The organism is Pseudomonas sp. HMWF032, assembly GCF_003060885.1.
In the GTDB taxonomy this organism is placed as follows: domain Bacteria; phylum Pseudomonadota; class Gammaproteobacteria; order Pseudomonadales; family Pseudomonadaceae; genus Aquipseudomonas.
This window is the reverse complement of record NZ_QAIG01000012.1, coordinates 314,882-332,933: the sequence shown is the minus strand read 5'-3', so window position 1 is coordinate 332,933 and position 18,052 is coordinate 314,882. Positions and strand designations below refer to the sequence as shown.

Below are 18,052 nucleotides of genomic sequence, written 5' to 3'. Positions count from 1 at the left end.
AGAGAACGGCAAACTGATCTGGCTGAAGCCAGCAAGAGAGGGCAAAACATGCAGCTTTTAAATTAACCGCCCGTAGTACTGCTGAGCCAAAAATCTGCAGCACTACGGAACGGTCTGGCGTACTAATTATTCGCCGTCGACGCAGGCTTAGGCCGGAGCTTTGGCGCGCGACTTGTACTCACCGGTACGAGTGTCGATTTCAATCCAGTCACCGATTTCACAGAAATCAGCCACTTTCACTTCGGTGCCGTTGCTCAGCTTGGCCGGCTTCATCACTTTGCCGCTGGTGTCGCCACGAGCGGAAGCTTCAGTGTAAGTCAGCTGGCGCACGATAGTGGTCGGCAGATCAACGGAAATCACTTTACCTTCGAAGAACACCGCTTCGCAGACGTCAGTCATGCCTTCTTCAATAAAGGGCAGAACGCTTTCCAGATCTTCAGCACGCAGTTCATAGGAGTTGTACTCCGGATCCATGAACACGTAGTCCTCACCGCTGATGTAGGACAGGTTCACTTCCTTGCGCTCAAGGATAACCGGTTCCATCTTGTCGTCAGCTTTGTAGACGGTTTCAGTCTTGGAACCGTTGATCAGGTTCTTCAGCTTCATCTTTACGATGGCGCTGTTACGGCCGGACTTGGTGAATTCGGCCTTTTGAATCAGCCATGGGTGCCCATCGATCAGCGCCACGCTGTTAGGCTTCATTTCTTGTGCGGTTTTCATACGAATATCCGGATTTGGATGGAGTGACAGAATTCTTGGCCGCATATCATAGCCAATTTAGATAAAACTGCACCAGCGCCGTAGCAAGATCAGCCTGAGAGCCCCGCTCTAGGCACCACTTTTCAGCATGCGCCTGCTGCTCTGGCCAGCTCTGCAGCAACTGATTCCAGCTTTGCGCCATCGCACCGCCGCCATTCCAGGCATGCCACAGCCCGGTCAAGGCCACCTGCGCATCCGCCGAAAGGCCCTCTTTATAAAGAGCCAGAAATGCATCGAGCTTCTCCAGATGCACATCATCAGCCTGCTGATAAATATGCCAAAGCAGCGGCCGGCCCGCCCACTGCGCACGCACAAAGGAGTCTTCGCCACGCACCGCATTAAAATCGCAGCACCACAACAAACGGTCGTATTGATCCTGCTGCATAAATGGCAGCACCTGGACATGCAACTGACCGCGCTGAATGCGATCGCCAACATTTAATGCAGAACCGCCCAGCCATGCTTGTAAACTACCGAGGATGCGCCCCTCAGGCACCAACAACTGAGTTGGCTGCCCTCCCCTCGCCAACACCTCAAGCCAACCGTCCAGCGAGTTATTTTCATAAGCAAACAGAGAAATAAGTCGGGCTCCCGCCACAAACTCAACCCCCAAGCTGCGTAAAAATATCCGACGCGCAGCCTCATCGGCCTGAAAAGCTCGCCGCTGCGCCAACAGCTCGCGCTCACGTAGCAAACCGCCACTGCCGGCCGTAAATCCTGGGAAAAAGAAAAACTTCGACAACCCATTCGACTGCAACGAGGGCAAACCATGGCAACCCTCAACCCAAGCCTCGGCACTGAGGTACTCAAGATTGAGCCACAAAACCTTGCGCCCGCGCCCGGCCATTGCTTCGATGTAAGATGCGGGCAACTCACAAGCGAATGCTTCAATCACCACATCGGCCGGCTCAACCACCTGCCAATCAGCGTTCCATAGCCGTATCTCAATACCATGTCGTGCCTGACATAACGCCTGCACATCGGCCTGCGGACACAAGCAGGCAAAAGCCTCGAGGTCATCGACCCATAAACGTACAGCAGCCCCATGCTCAGCCACCAACTGCCGCGCCAGTCGCCAGGTAATGCCAACATCACCGTAGTTGTCGACCACACGGCAGAAAATGTCCCAGGTTGCACGCATGCTCCACTCCAGAAAACACACCATAGAAGTAGCCAAGCCGACCGCTGAATGCAGAAACGAAAAAGCCCGACACAGGGTCGGGCTTTTCGTTAATCAATCTGGCGGTGAAGGTGGGATTCGAACCCGTTTCGACACCCCTCCGTAGCTGACCTTTGTTGGATAAAACCAGCAAGCCAGCACAGCTAAACACCACCATTCTGTCCAATGCCGGCCTTCTCTGGCTAGTGATTTCGACACTTATCGACACGCTGGCTAGACAGCCACAACACCGACCAGTAGCCTCTATCACCATTAAAGTATGAGTCCAGCTTGTCTTCAGCACCATGCCGCTTTTCATTTTTGCTGTGTCGTATTTTCTTTTGGGAAATGCAAGGAATTCAAAAGCTTATCGCATGACAAGGAATGTTATCCACCACACCCCATAAACGTTATGACACCAATTGGTGTCTATTTATAGTTAGGAGCCTTCAATAAGAATGCGCACACCAAACTCAGTTTGCAGAAGTTGCCGCAATCTAAGCATGAGATACTCAAATGATCCTTGCTTGGCCGACCTAGGTGATGGCTCAAGATGCAAATCTTCGCTGCACGGCATTCTTGAAGGAGAGCTTGTTCAATGTTCAGCTTGTGCCGGCAGCGGTAGCATCGAAAACTCACATTGCCACGCATGTAAGGGATTCGGGCTTGAATATCGTGGCAAATAGCTATTCAGCGCCAACGGCTCCTAACAATGCGCTCAAAGCGCTCACTCCGTTCGCTGGGACCGGCGAAGCCGGCCCCTTAGCTTAATCGTTAGGCGCATAAGGAAATAAGGTGTAATCAAACATGGAAAAAATTACCGCCCTCGCCTCTGCATTTATACTTCCGCTTTCTGCTTATGCGGCAGAATCTGTATCAAAATCAGCATTCGAAAATCTCATAGTTGCAACCGCTCCTGTTCTTCTGATTTTTTTCGTATTGTGGGCTGCAATACGCTTAGGCGCCAAAAAGACGAATGCAGTTAATGAGCGCATTGTTGAATCAAACGAACGCATCGCGAAAAGTCTTGAGGAACTGGTCACTTTAATCCGCAATAAAGAGCAGCAGTAATGCGCCTAACAACTGGTTCAAATCGCTCGCTCTGCTCGCTGGGACGGGCTAAAGCCCGCCCCTTAACCAAACGTTATGTAGCATAATCAATGAATCTACTTAAGCCATCAAAGCAAAAAATAACTACAGCAATAATTTTCATCACTCTCAGTTTTGCTTTCTTTTGCGCTGACGGGCTAATGAAAATGGCTTATCAAAAGTATATGGATCACGTTTTCTTTTCCGGTGATCTTTCATCCGAATATGAAGCTATTCGCAGCAACCTAACCAGCAGAGAAGAACTAGATACAAAACTTCTCACCCTGCTCAAAAAAGTACCTCCAGAGGCTTACGCAAAAGTAGAGGTAGCGGCAAAAATCAGACTCTGGTCAAGTGTTGGCTTAGCTATGATTTTAGCCTATATAGGCGGTTGCCTAGCTCACAGAAAAAGCCAACAGCGCAATGCAACATAACAATGCGTATATGGAATCTCCCCTCAAGTAGTGAGCAAAGCTTTTCTTTTGCACTTTTCGTCAGCGCGGTTGCATTCGTATATGCGGCCTGTTTTGGGCTGTTCCGCCCTGGCCATTCTGTAGTTCGCGCAGCGGGGGCCAAGCGTTCAATCGATCATGCGGATCATGATTGTTATCGGCCTTATTCCGCTGCAGGACTCGCCTGTTCCGACAGTGCTGCTCACCGCAACCACAAGAAAACATCACTCCCTTCTGATTACCCCCGGCGTCAGACGGACTTTGTGCTCTGCCAAGTGCCATTGAAACGCCGCTCATGGCACCACACCGCCCAGCAGATCCTGACCAATTTGTTGGCCAGCGCCACAGTCGCTTTGTTGTGGCCAATACGGGCTGCCGTTTCGACTGCCCAGCGTTGTAACTCGGTCAGTTTCTCCGGCGGGCTTGCCTGGCAGCGCTGCGCCGCCAGCAAGGCCGCTCGGGAACCATGGATCAACAGGGTGCGTACATAGACGTTGCCCTGTCGGCTGATATGACTGAGCTTGCGGCGGTCGCCGCTGCTGAACTCACGCGGTGTCATGCCCAGCCAGGCGCTCAGCTGGCGGCCACTGGCAAAGCGCTCCGGCTTGCCGACAGCCGCTGTCAGGGCGCTGGCCGTCAGCAGGCCAATACCGCTGACTTCATCCAGCTTGCACACTATTTCATCGTCAGCGTGCCAACGTTTGAGCTGCTGCTCGCACTCGACCATGCATGGTTCTTACAGGTTGATTTCCGCCAGATCGATATGCAGTTGATGCCGCAAGGGGGCCAATTCTGGGCGGTCAACCAACGCGTGGGCGGCACGGATAGAAACCGCTGTCGATGCTGGGGCTTCGATACCCGCCTCGCGCAGGATGCCGCGCAACAAGTTGATACGCTGGGTGCGGCTTTTCTTCCAGGTCTCGCGCAGCCCGTGCAGTTGCTGCAGCAGTTGATGCTCGTGGGGTTCACCGGGACGGGATAGATATCCTTGCAGCGCGCCGCTTCCAGTATTGCGTCGCAGTCGTACGGTCGGTCTTGTTGCGCCGGCGATAGGGCTGCACATAGCGCGCACGGATCAACTTCACCCGATGCCCCAAGGACTGCGCTACGCGCCCCCAGTAGTGGGCTGTACCACAGGCCTCCATCACCCACTCGACCGGTTCGGCCTGCTCCTGTATCTATCGCCTATAATGCCTCTCGGTTCAGCCGCTTGCGCTGCACCACCTGGCCGGAACGGACACTCTCGGCAACGTGGTAAATGGACTTGGCCAGATCAACTGCAATTCGCTTCATCGCGCCTCGCCCTTTGTTCAGTCACCACGGCTCTGGGTATAGAACTGTGGCGCGGGGAGAGTCCATTACAGCACTCACTGGGACGGGCTAAGCCCACTCCTTAATCAAGCATTATGTGGGGCCAGAATGAGAAAATTATGTTATTTGCTGTCTGCGCTAATTATTAGCGTTGTTCTATTTTTAATTCTTAGCATGATAAATAAACTCTTTTCTTTGGAGGCGGTATATTTTAGCCTGTGGGGAATTTCCCCTTGGCTTTATATTTTATTTCTTGCATTTGTAAATAAAAACGTCACCTTTTTAAAAACCATTACTCTGTTAGAGCTAGTGGCTGGCGGGATAGGTATAGCTTGCATGGTTGACATATCATATTATCACCCAGACGCACAAGGCGGCCTCGCCTTCATATTTATACCTCTCTATCAAATATTGTTTTTGGTTATTGCCACTCCACTTGTTATATTTTTTACAAAAAAACAGATAGCTGAATAACCAGACTCATCAACCGTTTATTTATAAAAATTAGTTAAGTTTCTTCTAAAAACCACATAACAAGTCGCTCCAGTATCGCGACTTCGTGACTGGACAGCTTTTAGTTCTCAGCTTTATGTTTTTGCTGCGCAAATGCATCCCATAAACCACAATTTAAAAACCACCGCTGAATTCGGCCCTATGTACAATCAAGGATCAATCATGGAATTTCAAACAATACCCATTTTGCGGATTTTCGATGAAGGTAAAGCGAAAGAGTTCTACCTCGACTTTTTGGGTATGAGCCTCGATTGGGAGCATCGCTTTGAGGAAAATTTTCCGATATACATGCAGGTGTCAAAAGGAAATCTTGTTTTCCATCTCAGCGAGCACTCAGGTGATTGCACGCCAGGCAGTAAGGTTTTTGTCAACGTAAGTGACATTGAAACTCTTTATCATGAGGTAACCTCCCGGCCGTATAAGTACAATAAGCCAGAAATTGAGCAGGCCCCATGGGGTGATCGTTGTTTTACCGTTACGGACCCGTTTTCAAATAAAGTGCTATTTAATGAGCCCGCAAGCACGTAACAACTGGTTCGAACTGTTCGCTGTGCTCACTGAACGTGCCCCCTTAGCCAAACGTTAGAAGCGGCTATAAAATCAGCGGACTTAAGATGCAAGGAAGCATAAAAATATGTGCAGGACACAAAATCGCAACATCCAAGTCAGCCCTTTGCTTTTACAAATTATCTGAGTTCATTTGGTTTCGGCTCGTTATATGACTGACATCCGTTCTCTTCTGGGTCGATACTCGCAATTCTTCATCGGCCACAGCGCTTTGCCTGCATGTTAATACCAGGCCGGCAACCTCTTAAAGTTTGCCAGCAACTATTTCGGTGCAACCCAGCATTCAGTTTTCGTTATTATTTAAACCATGAACGGCTAATTACTGACTGGTTATACCACTGATTTTTCTCAACCATAATCCGCTCAATTGCTCCTCCATTCCCCTTGTGATCATTCAGGTGCCTAGGTAACGTGAGCGCACTTTTCAGGAGTGTCACGATGCGTTTCAGCCGTCCGTTCTGCCTTGTCTTGCTGCCACTGCTCGCCAGTTGCCAGGTGTTTACCGACAAACCCACTGAAACCGCGCCCACACAGAGCCGTCTGCAGGGTGAGCTGAGCCTGAACGCCGGACAACTGCGCTTTCGCCCCTGCCAGGAGCAGCGCCAGTTTGTGGTTGAGGATGCCGGAGCAAATGGATTGAGCCGCGATGCGGTCGGCCTTCTGGCTAACGGCCCTAGCAGCTTGTATGTCGATATGCGTGGGCTGTTGCAGGCCAGCTCCCAGAAAGATGTCGACGGCAAATTTCTCCCCAGCCAGGTGTATCGCTTGCAGGCCGAAGGGCATGGCTGTAAGGACATTAACTTTGCCCGCACCCTGCTGCGTGCCAGCGGCCATGAACCGGACTGGAGCATTGCGGTGAGTAACCAGGGACTGGTCCTGCACCGCCCGGGACAAGAGCCTCAGGCGCTGCCCTATCTGGAAGAACAACTGCCGGAAGGCCGGCTGAACCTGAGCAGCGAGGCCAATGGCCAGCGCCTTGAACTCTGGGTAGCCAAACAACGCTGTGTCGACAGCATGAGTGGCGCCATCCAGCACCTGAGTGCCGAGTTGCGCCTCAACGGTCAAATCCTGCGCGGCTGCGGCTACCTAGGCGGCGCACGTAACGACTAACCACACCACATCAATGCGCAGTGAGCTGAGATAGATCAGTTACCTGACAGGCAATTGACCTAAGCTGAGAGGGAAGTCAGCCAAAGGAAGATCACTATGCTGCGCATTGCCATCAATGGATATGGACGTATCGGTCGTTGCCTGGTGCGCGCGTTGTTCGAGCGCAAACTGCAGCAGCAGATCCACCTCACCGCCATCAATGACCTGGGTGAGCAAAGCACCCTCGCCCACCTCACCCGCTTCGACTCCACGTTCGGCCGCTTTCCTGGGCAGATCAGCCTGGACGGCGACACCTTGCGGGTAGACGGTCATCCGATCCAGCTGCTGCGCGAGCGCGAAGTGACACACTTACCCTGGCGTGAGCAAGCAGTGGATCTGGTGCTCGAATGCACTGGCAAGTTGAAGAAGCGCGAACAGGTCGAACAGCACATCAGCGCCGGTAGCCCACGTGTGCTGCTTTCACACCCGCTGGACAGCGCTGACCTGACTGTGGTCTACGGCGTTAATCACCAACTGCTGGGGGATCAGCAGATCGTGTCCAACGCCTCCTGCACCACCAACTGCCTGGCGCCGATGGCCAAGGTGCTGCACGAGGCCGTGGGCATTCGTCAGGGGCTGGTGAACACCATCCATTCCTACACCAATGACCAGAACCTGCTGGACAAGACCCACAGCGACCTCTATCGCGCCCGCGCCGCCGCCCTGTCGATGATCCCCACCAGCACCGGCGCGGCCAAGGCCATCGGCCTGGTCATGCCGGAGCTGGCTGGCCGCCTGGATGGCCTGTCGATACGCGTACCGACCCCCAACGTCTCGCTGGTCGACCTGACGTTTACCAGCGAACGCCCGACCAGCCGTGAAGCGATCAACGTCGCGCTACAAGCCGGTGCCTTGCAGTTACCGCCTGGAGTCATGGAGTGCAACGAGCTGGCACTGGTGTCCAGCGACTTCAATGGTTACCCGGTGTCCTGCGTGGTCGACCTCAGCCACACCCGCGTACAGGGCGATCTGGTCAAGGTCTTGGCCTGGTATGACAACGAATGGGCCTTCGCCAACCGCATGCTCGATGTGATGCTGGCCTGGGTTAAACCTGAAGCACGCTAACCCTCAGCATGCCAAGCCGCTGCCCGAGATCGGTGGCGGCCTTTAACCACCGATCAGGCGTATAATCGCCGCCTTTTAAAAGCTGCCGGGTTGCCTCCGGCCCTGAAAGTGGATCGTCCCTCATGCTTCGTATCACCGAACTCAAGCTGCCCCTCGATCATCCCGACGAGGCCCTGCGCCCGGCTATCGTCCAGCGCCTGGGGATTGCCGACAGCGAGCTGCTCGACTTCACCTTGTTCAAGCGCAGCTACGATGCGCGCAAGAAATCCACTGAAATGCACTTTATCTACACCCTCGACTGCGAGCTGCGCGATGAAGCGGCGCTGCTGGCCACGTTCAGCGATGACCGGCATATCAGCGTCACCCCGGATACCGCTTACAAGCCAGTTGGCATGGCGCCCGAGAACCTCGCAGAGCGTCCACTGGTAGTCGGTTTCGGCCCGTGCGGGATTTTCGCCGCGCTGATTCTCGCCCAGGCCGGACTCAAGCCCATCGTGCTGGAACGCGGCACCGAAGTGCGCCAGCGCACCAAGGACACCTGGGGCCTGTGGCGCAAGAACGTGCTTAACCCCGAGTCCAACGTGCAATTCGGCGAAGGCGGTGCCGGCACCTTCTCCGACGGCAAGCTGTACAGCCAGATCAAAGACCCCAAACATTACGGGCGCAAGGTACTGCAGGAGTTCGTCAAAGCCGGCGCGCCAGAGGAAATTCTCTACGTCAGCAAGCCACATATCGGCACCTTCCGCCTCACCGGCGTGGTCGCCACCATGCGCGAAGAGATCAAAGCGCTGGGCGGCGAAGTGCGCTTCCAGCAACGCGTCAGTGATGTACTGATTGAAGACGGTCAGTTCAAGGGCGTGGTGCTCGACAGCGGCGAGCAGATTCTCAGCCGCCAGGTGATCCTGGCCCTGGGCCACAGCTCGCGTGACACCTTCCGCATGCTGCACAAGCGCGAGGTCTTTATGGAAGCCAAACCGTTCTCGGTGGGCTTCCGTATCGAGCACCCGCAAGGCCTGATCGACCGCGCCCGCCTGGGCAAATACGCCGGCCACCCGAAATTGGGCGCAGCCGACTACAAACTGGTGCACCACGCCAAGAACGGCCGCTCGGTCTACAGCTTCTGCATGTGCCCTGGCGGCACCGTGGTTGCGGCCACCTCGGAGCCGAACCGCGTGGTGACCAACGGCATGAGCCAGTACTCACGAAACGAACGCAACGCCAACGCCGGCATCGTCGTCGGCATTACTCCAGAGCAGGATTACCCAGGCGGCCCACTGGCCGGTGTTGAATTGCAGGAGCGTTTGGAGTCGCAGGCCTATCTGCTCGGCGGCAGCAGCTACGAAGCACCGGGACAGCTGGTTGGCGACTTTATTGCCGGCAAGCCCTCTACCGAACTGGGCAGCGTAGAGCCTTCGTACAAACCCGGAATCAAGCTCGGTGACCTGGCTCTGGCGCTGCCGGACTTTGCCATCGAGGCAATCCGCGAAGCGCTACCGGCCTTCGGCAAGCAGATCAAAGGCTTTGACCTGCATGACGCGGTGCTGACTGGCATCGAAACCCGCACCTCCTCGCCGCTGCGCATCACCCGTGGCGCGGATATGCAGAGCCTTAACGTGCGCGGTTTGTATCCGGCTGGCGAAGGCGCGGGTTACGCCGGCGGCATTCTCTCCGCCGGGGTGGATGGCATTCGCGTGGCCGAGGCGGTGATTCGCGACATGCTGGGGATTGCAGAAGCTTGACCCACGGCTGATGCCAAACTTGGTCGCCGCTGAAGCGCCGCTCACAAAACGGCGCAGTCCGTAGCCCAGATTGCATCCGGGTTACGGCGGTTCAGTCACTCCAGCTTTGTAGGAGGGGCTTTAGCCGCGAATGGGCTGGCAACTGCTCGCCGCTAAAGCGCCTCCCACAGAGCGGCGCACCTTTTTGCGTTAGAGCCCTGCGCTGGGCAGATCGATGGGCAATGGAGTGCCACGCTCGGTGCAGTCGGCCACGGCTTCGATTAGCTCAGTCAGCTCGAAACCTTGAGCGCTGAGCCAGGTTGGGTTGTAGTAGGTGTCGGCATAGCGTTCGCCGCCGTCGCAGAGAATCGCCACCACCGAACCGGACTCCCCCGCCGCGACCATGCGTTGCGCCACCAGCAGTGCGCCAATCAGGTTGGTGCCGCTGGAGCCGCCCACTTTGCGCCCCAAACGCTGCGCCAGGTAGTGCATGGCAGCCAATGACAGGGCATCGGGCACCTTGCACATGGCATCAATCACAGACGGCAGAAACGACGCTTCGACCCGTGGACGACCGATGCCTTCAATGCGCGAGCCATGGTTCAAACACAGGCTGGCATCACCCGTGCGGTAATAATCGAAGAACACCGAGCGCTCGGCATCGGCGCACAGCACTTGGGTGCTGTGGCAGCGATAGCGCACATAGCGTCCCAGGGTCGCCAACGTACCGCCGGTGCCAGGGCTGGAAACCAGCCAGCTCGGCTCGGAAAAGCGCTCGCTGCGCAGCTGCTGGAAGATCGACTCGGCGATGTTGTTGTTGGCCCGCCAGTCGGTGGCGCGCTCGGCGTAAGTGAATTGGTCCATAAAATGCCCACCCGTTTCACGGGCCAGGCGCTCGGACTCGGCGTAAATCAGCGTCGGGTCGTCCACCAGATGGCTCTGGCCGCCGTAGAAGGCGATCTGCGCGATCTTCTCCTTTGAGGTACTGGCCGGCATCACCGCGATAAACCGCAGCCCCAGCAAGCGGGCGAAATAGGCCTCGGAAATCGCCGTGGAACCGCTGGACGCCTCGATCACCGGAGCACCGGGCTTGAGCCAGCCGTTACACAACGCATAAAGAAACAGCGAGCGCGCCAGGCGGTGTTTGAGGCTGCCGGTGGGGTGGCTGGATTCGTCCTTGAAATACAGCTCAACGCCCGGCAAACCCGGCAACGCCAAGGGAATCAGGTGGGTGTCGGCGCTGCGCTGAAAATCCGCCGCAATGATGCGAATGGCTTCGCGCGCCCAGCTTCTTGAATCGCTCATACCTTACCCCCTAATCCAGAACACCGGCTGGTAACACACGTGCCCCACGCCATTGACTCAACAACACGCCAGCAAATACCAAGACTGCAGACAGCACCTGCATGCCATTCAGGCTTTCGCCCAATAACAGTATGGCGAACAGCAGGGTGAATACCGGGATCAGGTTGGTAAAGCCCGAGGCCTGGCTGGCCGGCAAGCGGCTGACGCCAAAGTTGTACAACCCGTAAGCGCCCACCGTGACCAGAATCCCCAGGTACGCCACCGCGCCCAGGCCCATCGGGCTGATGTTTGTGGGCAGTGGCTCAGTGACGAGCGCCAGTGGCAGAAAAAACAGAGTGCCGACAAAGGCCACCATGGCGGTCAGCAGAAAGGGCGAGTAGCGCGATGACAGATGCTTGAGCAGCAGGGTGTAACCCATGGCGCAAAGCATCGCGAGCAGCTCGTAGAAGTTGCCAAGAATCGGGTTACTGGCATGCTCGTCGGCGCTACCGGCCAGGCTCAGCCACACCGCACCCACCACCGCGAGCAGAAACCCCGCCAGCATCGTGCGGCTGATCCGTTCGCGCAGGAAGACAAAGGCCCCCACCGCCACCAACAGCGGCAGCAAGGCCGTGACCATACCCGCTTGCGCTGCACTGGTGTGCTGCAGCGCCAGGGCTTCAAAGAGGAAATACAGACAGGGTTCACAGGCGGCCAGGCCGAGCAGGTACTTCCAATCACCGGTGCGGTAGTGCATCTGCCCGCGCCAGCGCCAGGCCAGCAGAAACACCAGGCTGCCCAAAGCCATACGGCCGAAGATCACCCACAGCGGCGGCAATTCGGCAAAGGCCAGTTTCAGCGCAATAAAGGAACTGCCCCACAGCGCCATGGCCACGATCAGGCAACCGATAGCTACGCCTTGCCCTTGCCTTTGCATACCAACCGCCGCTGCGCTTAAAACGCCAGTCTAACCAGGCAGCATCTGGGGCAACAGACACAGTGGCAGAGTAAAGCTGTACCTCAACAAGTAGCAGAACCTGTTTACGAGCTCGCGAGCCAGGAACATGCAAGGCAAAAAAAGGTGAGGAAGCGGAGTGTACTTTTGTACATGAGCATTCCAAGTCTGTTTTTAACGCAGCAGGGCCGACGCGCAGCAGATCGTAAATAGGTTCTCAGGACTCCCAGGGTTTGCCGCGGGTACGCTCGTAGAGCTTGACCTTCTTCTGCATCGCTGCCTTGGACAGCATATGCGCGCTGACCGGCGCAGTGATAAACAGAAACAGGGTAATCAGCAGCTCGTGCAGGCTCAGGCCCGGTACCTGGCTGCTGAAGAAAATCATCGAGGCGATAATCACCCCGCCCACGCCCAGAGTGGTGCCCTTGGTTGGGCCGTGCAGGCGGGTGAAAAAATCTGGCAGGCGATACAGGCCAATAGCCCCGATCAGGGTGAACAGACTGCCCACAACCAGAAACAGCGAAACCAGTACTTCGATCCATAAAGGCATGGTGATTCCTTCAATCAATGATGTCGCCGTGCAGCAAATGCTTGCCCACTGCCACAGTGCTGACAAAGCCCATAACGGCAATCAACAGCGCCGTTTCGAAGAACACATCCGAGTTCAGCCAGATGCCGAACAGCACAATCAGGGCCAGGCCGCTGATGTACAGGGTGTCCAGCGCCAGCACGCGGTCCGGCATGCTCGGCCCCTGAATCAGGCGCAGCACGTTAAGCAGCGCCGCGCTGCCGAGGAGGAAAAAACACAGGGGAATTACGTAGGCAAGCATTCGAATATCTCCAGCAGCGGCGCTTCGTAACGGCTCTTCACTTCGTCGATCAGGGCCTGCTCGTCCGGCACATCGAGGCCATGCAGCAACAGGGTCTTGTGATCGGCGCTAAGGCCAGCGGACACCGTGCCCGGAGTCAGAGTGACGACGCTGGCCAGCACGGCGAGGACGAAGTTGTTGTCGATCGCCATGGGCACCTCGACGAACGCCGGGCTCAGCTGATTGCGCGGCCCCAACACCAATTTGGCGACATGCAGGTTGGCCACGACGATGTCGTAGAACACCTTGAGCATAAACAGACACAGCTTTAGCGGCTTGCGCACGCGGGGCACGTCGAGGAGGAAATGCCGGGTCAGCAGAGTTATTCCCCAGCCCAGGAAAGCCCCCAGTAGCAACTGGCCTAGGCTGAAACTGTTGACCAGCAGCAGCCAGATCAACGTCAGCAGCAGGGTCAGGCCCGGATGGGGCAGCCAGCGCTTCATGCTTCACCTCCACGAATAATCGCCAGGTAGGGTTGCAGGTCCAGCAACTGATTGGCGGTTGCCTGCAGGTACGCGGTAATCGGCTGCGCCGCGCCCACCAGCAGCAAACTGCCGAGCAGCAGACCGCAGGCCGCCAACAGGCGCCGCGGATCAGCCTTCTCGGCGCTTGCCGCTGGCTGTTGCTGGCCTGCCCAAAACAGCGCACTGCCCGCCCGGCTCAGGGCAATCAGCAGACCCAAGCCGCCGACCAGCAGCAGCGGCCAGAGCAGCAGGGCATGGCCGTCCAGCGGCACCGCACGCAGCAGCATCACCTTGCCGAGAAAACCGGAGAACGGCGGCAAGCCCGCCACTGAAATAGCCGCGGCAAAGAACAGACTGCCCAACAGCAGAGGCTGGCGCAGCGCGCGCTGTTGCAACAGCTCACCGCCCGCCTCGCCGCGCTGACGCACGATCAGGTCCGCCAGGAGGAACAGGCCACCGGCCACCAGCGTGCTGTGCAGCAGGTAATACAGCGCCGCGCTCAAGCCTTCAGCGCTGCCCAGAGCAATACCCGCGAGCAAGGTGCCGACCGACACCACCACCAGGTACGCCAGCAACACCTGCAGCTGCCGCGCCGCCAGCGCGCCCAGCACCCCAGCGACAATGGTCAGGGCCGCCAGCCACCAGAGCAGCTCATGCGCCAGGTTGGCCAAGGCACCGGCCGCGCTGCCAAAAATCAGGGTGAACACCCGCAGGATCGCGTACAGGCCGACCTTGGTCATTATCGCAAACAGCGCGGCAACTGGCGCACTGGCGGCGGCATAGGCACGCGGCAACCAGAAATACAGCGGTAGGATGGCCGCCTTGAGCGCGAAGACCACCAACAGCAGATAACCGGCGGCGGCCAGCAACGGGGCCTGCTCAGGGTCGGCAGCGGCGACCTTGGCGGCCAGGTCGGCCATGTTCAGGGTGCCGGTCAGGCCATAGAGCATGCCCACGCCGATCAGGAAGAACGAGGAACCGAGCAGGTTCAGCACCACGTAATGCATGCCCGCCTTGACCCGCGCCGCACCGTTGCCATGCACCAGCAAGGCATAGGAGGAGATCAGCAGAATCTCGAAGAACACGAACAGGTTGAACAGATCGCCGGTGAGAAACGCGCCGTTGATACCGAGCAGCTGAAACTGGAACAGGGCGTGGAAGTTGGGGCCACGCTCATCATCACCACGACTGGCGTAGAGCAACGCAAAGCCGCCCAGCAGCGCCGTCAACAGCAGCAACAGCGCACTCAGGCGATCCAGCAGCAGGATGATGCCGAACGGCGGCTGCCAATTACCCAGCGCGTACACCCGCAACTGACCATCGCCCGCCAGCAGCAACAGCCAGACCGCGACAGGCACCAGCGCCCAGGTGGCCAGCAGTGACAGCAAACGCTTGCCCGGCTTACCCATGCGGTGGGCAATCAGCAGCACGGCCCCGATAAACATCGGCAACAGAATCGGCAGGATCAACAGATGATTCATCGGCGCGGCTCCTCGCCGTCAACATGATCGGTTTTCAGTTCGCCCAGCCCGCGCAGCGACAACACCACGACAAACGCAGTCATGGCAAAACCGATCACGATCGCGGTAAGCACCAATGCCTGCGGCACAGGGTCGGCATACTGGCTGCTGCCTGAGCCGATCACGGCTGCGCCGCCGGTCACCAGGCGGCCCATGGCCAACAGAAACAGGTTCACCGCATAGGACAGCAGCGTCAGCCCCAGCACCACCGGATAGACGCGCGCGCGCAGCAACAGGTAGGTGCCGCTGGCGGCCAAAACGCCGAGGGTGATTGCAAATAGCGCCTCCATCAGAGCACCTCCTGGCTGGATTCGTCCTGACTGACGTGGCCGAGATTGGAAAGGATCAACAAGGTCGCCCCGACCACGGTCAGGTACACCCCCAGGTCAAACAGCATGGCGCTGGCCAATTCGATTTCGCCAATCAGCGGGATATGGAAATGTCCGAAGGTGGTGGTCAGGAACGGATAGCCGAACAACCAGCTGCCCAGCCCGGTCAACCCGGCCAACAGCACGCCGCTACCGGCCACCACGTGATAACTCAGCGGCTGGCGGGTTTGCGTCCAGGTCACGCCGTGGGAGATGTATTGCAGAATCAGCGCCACGGCGGTGATCAGCCCGGCGATAAAGCCGCCGCCCGGCAAGTTGTGGCCGCGCAAGAAGATAAACGCCGAGATCAGCAGCGCCAGCGGCAGGAGAACCCGCGAGAGCTTGTCGAGGATCATCGGGTGGCTGTCGGTGGACCACAGGCGGCCATGCACATCGCGCTCAGGATGCGGCAGGTGCAGCCCATGCAGCAGCGCATAGATGCCGACGGCAGCAATCGCCAGCACGCCGATTTCGCCCAGGGTATCGAAGCCACGGAAGTCGACCAGGATGACGTTGACCACGTTAGTACCGCCGCCACCCGGCACGCTGTTCTCCAGGAAGAACGCAGCAATGCTCTGATACGGCCGCGTCATCACCGCATAGGCAAGCAGCGCGATCAGCACGCCCACCCCGCCGGCCAGACCAACATCGCGCAGTATGCGCAGACGGCTGGACTCGACAGGGGTGCGATCCGGCATGAAATACAGCGCCAACATCAGCAGGATCAGGGTCACCACCTCGACGGATATCTGCGTCAGGGCCAGATCCGGCGCGGAAAACCGCGCAAAGCCCAGGGCGACCATCAGGCCGGCCGCGCCGAGGATCATCAAGGCAATCAGACGCTGGCGATGGAACACCACAGTGAGCAGCGCTGTCAGGCACAGAATGGCCATCCCTAGCGCTGTCACAGCATCAATCGGCGTCAGGGCTAGCGGCCCCTGCACGTGCTGCAGCGGGCTCAAAGCCAGTACCGTCAAGACCAGGGCACTGCCCAGCATCCAGGCCAGGTAGCGCTGCTGCGAGCCGTTTTCCAAACGCCGGGTCACGCTGCGTGCCAACCCTTGCAGCGCCCGCATCGCCCGCTCGAATAACTGCAAGGCATCGAGACTCGGCAAGCGGTCGTACCAGCGAAACAGCGGCTGGCGGCAGGTGTAGACCGCAATCCCGCCCAGCAGGGCAATAAAGCTCATCAACAACGGCAGGTTGAAGCCATGCCAGATCGCCAGGCTGTAGCTCGGCAGATCGCCACCCAAGGCGGCCGAAGCGCTGACCGCGAGCAACGGAGCGACGGTATAAGCCGGCACAATGCCGACCAGCAGGCAGAGAAACACCAGAATCTCCACCGGCACCTTCATATAACGCGGCGGCTCGTGAGGCGGAAACTTCGGCAGGTCGATCGGCTTGCCGTTAAAGAACACGTCATGGATAAAGCGCAGCGAATAGGCCACGGAGAACACCCCGGCCAAGGTCGCGAGTGCGGGAATTACCCAGTTGAAGCTGCCAAACAGGCCCTGATTGAGGGTTTCACTGAAAAACATCTCCTTGCTCAGGAAGCCATTGAGCAGCGGCACCCCAGCCATGGCCGAGGCCGCCACCATCGCCAGTAACGCGGTGTGTGGCATGTACTGCCACATGCCATTGACGCGGCGCATGTCGCGGCTGCCAGTCTCGTGATCAATGATCCCCGCGGCCATAAACAGCGAAGCCTTGAAGGTGGCGTGGTTGATGATGTGAAACACCGCCGCCACGGTCGACAGGCTGGTATCCAGGCCGAACAACAAGGTGATCAGGCCCAGGTGACTGATCGTCGAGTAGGCCAGCAAGCCCTTCAGGTCATGCTGGAACAAGGCCATGCCGGCGCCGAACAGCAACGTCAGCAAGCCGGTCATGCTGACCAGGTAGAACCACCAGTCGGAGTCGGCCAGCGCCGGGTACAGCCGCGCCAGCAGGAACACCCCGGCCTTGACCATGGTCGCCGAGTGCAGATAGGCCGACACCGGCGTCGGCGCAGCCATCGCATGCGGTAGCCAGAAATGGAAAGGAAACTGCGCCGATTTGGTGAACACGCCGAGCAGCACCAGGATCAGGGTCAACGGGTACAAGGCATGCGCGCGAATCAGATCACCGGCGGCCAGCACCGCGGACAACTCGAAGCTGCCCACGATATGCCCGAGCAGCAGAATCCCGGCGAGCAGGGCCAATCCCCCGCCACCGGTCACCGCCAAGGCCATGCGTGCGCCCTGGCGGGCATCCGAGCGGCCACCCCAGAAACCGATCAGCAGGAACGATGCGAGGCTGGTCAGTTCCCAGAACATCAACATTAACAACAGGTTTTCCGAGAGCACCACGCCGAGCATCGCGCCCATAAAAAGCAGCAGGAAGGCAAAGAAACGCCCCATCGGCTCCTTGTCGGCCAGGTAGTAACGTGCGTAGAGAATCACCAGCAGGCCGATACCGAGAATCAGCAGGGCAAACAGAAAACCCAGGCCATCCAGACGCAGGCTGAGGTTCAGGCCCAGCTCCGGCAGCCAGTCGAGCCGTGCCACCAGGGGCTCGCCCGTAAATACCGCCGCCTGCTGGGAGAGCAGCAGAATCAGCGCAATCAGGGGCGCGACTGCAGTCGCCACGGCACAGGCAGAACGCCCGAGACGCTCAGCCAGCAAAGGCAGAAGGATGCCGAGAAACGGCAAGGCGATGATCAGCGCAAGCGTCATAGAAAAACCCCTTAGTACGAACCAGGTGCACGCACCCGGCTTGCTGACTGCCAAACCTGCTTAGAGGCTGCCCATCACAGGACCTACCTGCAGCGC

General features: G+C 57.8%; 16 protein-coding genes and 1 pseudogene. 6 read left to right on the top strand and 11 right to left on the bottom strand.

Annotated features, from left to right (window positions below; all coding sequences use genetic code 11):
• Window positions 1-147: 147 nt before the first annotated feature.
• A complete protein-coding gene (gene efp / locus DBR00_RS17490; protein ID WP_108488044.1) occupies window positions 148-720 on the bottom strand; it encodes an elongation factor P in 573 nt (190 codons plus the stop codon).
• A 46-nt stretch (window positions 721-766) separates the two neighbouring features.
• Complete coding sequence (gene earP, locus DBR00_RS17485) at window positions 767-1,900, bottom strand: elongation factor P maturation arginine rhamnosyltransferase EarP (protein ID WP_108488045.1); 1,134 nt, start codon at window positions 1,898-1,900, stop codon at window positions 767-769.
• Window positions 1,901-2,725: 825 nt separating this feature from the next.
• Between earP and DBR00_RS17480 the strand changes: the two genes are divergently transcribed.
• Both DBR00_RS17480 and DBR00_RS20570 read left to right on the top strand, forming a co-directional pair.
• A complete protein-coding gene (locus DBR00_RS17480; protein ID WP_108538088.1) occupies window positions 2,726-2,989 on the top strand; it encodes a hypothetical protein in 264 nt (87 codons plus the stop codon).
• 89 nt (window positions 2,990-3,078) lie between these two features.
• Entirely contained in the window at window positions 3,079-3,441 is a 363-nt protein-coding gene (locus DBR00_RS20570; RefSeq protein ID WP_146180705.1) for a hypothetical protein, read from the top strand.
• A 268-nt stretch (window positions 3,442-3,709) separates the two neighbouring features.
• On the opposite strand, the pseudogene DBR00_RS17475 reads toward DBR00_RS20570, so the two are convergent.
• Window positions 3,710-4,752: pseudogene (locus tag DBR00_RS17475) on the bottom strand (IS110 family transposase).
• Between the two features lie 693 nt (window positions 4,753-5,445).
• On the opposite strand from DBR00_RS17475, the gene DBR00_RS17465 reads away from it, so the two are divergent.
• The 4 genes from DBR00_RS17465 to DBR00_RS17450 all read left to right on the top strand — a co-directional run bounded on the left by DBR00_RS17465 (window position 5,446) and on the right by DBR00_RS17450 (window position 9,803).
• On the top strand, window positions 5,446-5,811 hold the full coding sequence (locus DBR00_RS17465; RefSeq protein WP_108488047.1) for a glyoxalase superfamily protein: 366 nt from the start codon (window positions 5,446-5,448) through the stop codon (window positions 5,809-5,811).
• 477 nt (window positions 5,812-6,288) lie between these two features.
• The gene (locus DBR00_RS17460; protein WP_108488048.1) at window positions 6,289-6,960 is read left to right on the top strand and encodes a COG3650 family protein; all 672 of its coding nucleotides are present in this window, start codon (window positions 6,289-6,291) and stop codon (window positions 6,958-6,960) included.
• 96 nt (window positions 6,961-7,056) lie between these two features.
• Window positions 7,057-8,064 carry a type I glyceraldehyde-3-phosphate dehydrogenase gene (gap, locus tag DBR00_RS17455; protein ID WP_108488049.1) on the top strand — a complete coding sequence of 336 codons (1,008 nt, stop codon included), beginning with the start codon at window positions 7,057-7,059 and terminating at the stop codon, window positions 8,062-8,064.
• A gap of 122 nt (window positions 8,065-8,186) precedes the next feature.
• Window positions 8,187-9,803, top strand: coding sequence for an NAD(P)/FAD-dependent oxidoreductase (locus tag DBR00_RS17450; protein WP_108488050.1), 1,617 nt, complete (start codon window positions 8,187-8,189; stop codon window positions 9,801-9,803).
• A gap of 189 nt (window positions 9,804-9,992) precedes the next feature.
• On the opposite strand, the gene DBR00_RS17445 is transcribed toward DBR00_RS17450, so the two are convergent.
• From DBR00_RS17445 to DBR00_RS17410, 8 genes are all read right to left on the bottom strand, one after another.
• A complete protein-coding gene (locus tag DBR00_RS17445; protein WP_108488051.1) occupies window positions 9,993-11,087 on the bottom strand; it encodes a PLP-dependent cysteine synthase family protein in 1,095 nt (364 codons plus the stop codon).
• A gap of 10 nt (window positions 11,088-11,097) precedes the next feature.
• Window positions 11,098-12,003 carry a DMT family transporter gene (locus DBR00_RS17440; RefSeq protein ID WP_108488052.1) on the bottom strand — a complete coding sequence of 302 codons (906 nt, stop codon included), beginning with the start codon at window positions 12,001-12,003 and terminating at the stop codon, window positions 11,098-11,100.
• A 235-nt stretch (window positions 12,004-12,238) separates the two neighbouring features.
• On the bottom strand, window positions 12,239-12,571 hold the full coding sequence (locus DBR00_RS17435) for a Na+/H+ antiporter subunit G (RefSeq protein WP_108488053.1): 333 nt from the start codon (window positions 12,569-12,571) through the stop codon (window positions 12,239-12,241).
• 10 nt (window positions 12,572-12,581) lie between these two features.
• Window positions 12,582-12,851 carry a K+/H+ antiporter subunit F gene (locus DBR00_RS17430; protein ID WP_108488054.1) on the bottom strand — a complete coding sequence of 90 codons (270 nt, stop codon included), beginning with the start codon at window positions 12,849-12,851 and terminating at the stop codon, window positions 12,582-12,584.
• Window positions 12,836-13,333 carry a Na+/H+ antiporter subunit E gene (locus DBR00_RS17425; RefSeq protein WP_108488055.1) on the bottom strand — a complete coding sequence of 166 codons (498 nt, stop codon included), beginning with the start codon at window positions 13,331-13,333 and terminating at the stop codon, window positions 12,836-12,838. The genes DBR00_RS17430 and DBR00_RS17425 overlap by 16 nt, the downstream gene beginning before the upstream one ends.
• The gene (locus tag DBR00_RS17420; RefSeq protein ID WP_108488056.1) at window positions 13,330-14,835 is read right to left on the bottom strand and encodes a monovalent cation/H+ antiporter subunit D; all 1,506 of its coding nucleotides are present in this window, start codon (window positions 14,833-14,835) and stop codon (window positions 13,330-13,332) included. The genes DBR00_RS17425 and DBR00_RS17420 overlap by 4 nt, the downstream gene beginning before the upstream one ends.
• Complete coding sequence (locus DBR00_RS17415) at window positions 14,832-15,164, bottom strand: Na+/H+ antiporter subunit C (protein ID WP_108488057.1); 333 nt, start codon at window positions 15,162-15,164, stop codon at window positions 14,832-14,834. Before DBR00_RS17415 ends, DBR00_RS17420 begins: the two co-directional genes overlap by 4 nt.
• Window positions 15,164-17,956, bottom strand: a complete 2,793-nt coding sequence (locus DBR00_RS17410; protein WP_108488058.1) for a monovalent cation/H+ antiporter subunit A — start codon at window positions 17,954-17,956, stop codon at window positions 15,164-15,166. The genes DBR00_RS17415 and DBR00_RS17410 overlap by 1 nt, the downstream gene beginning before the upstream one ends.
• Window positions 17,957-18,052: the final 96 nt, after the last annotated feature.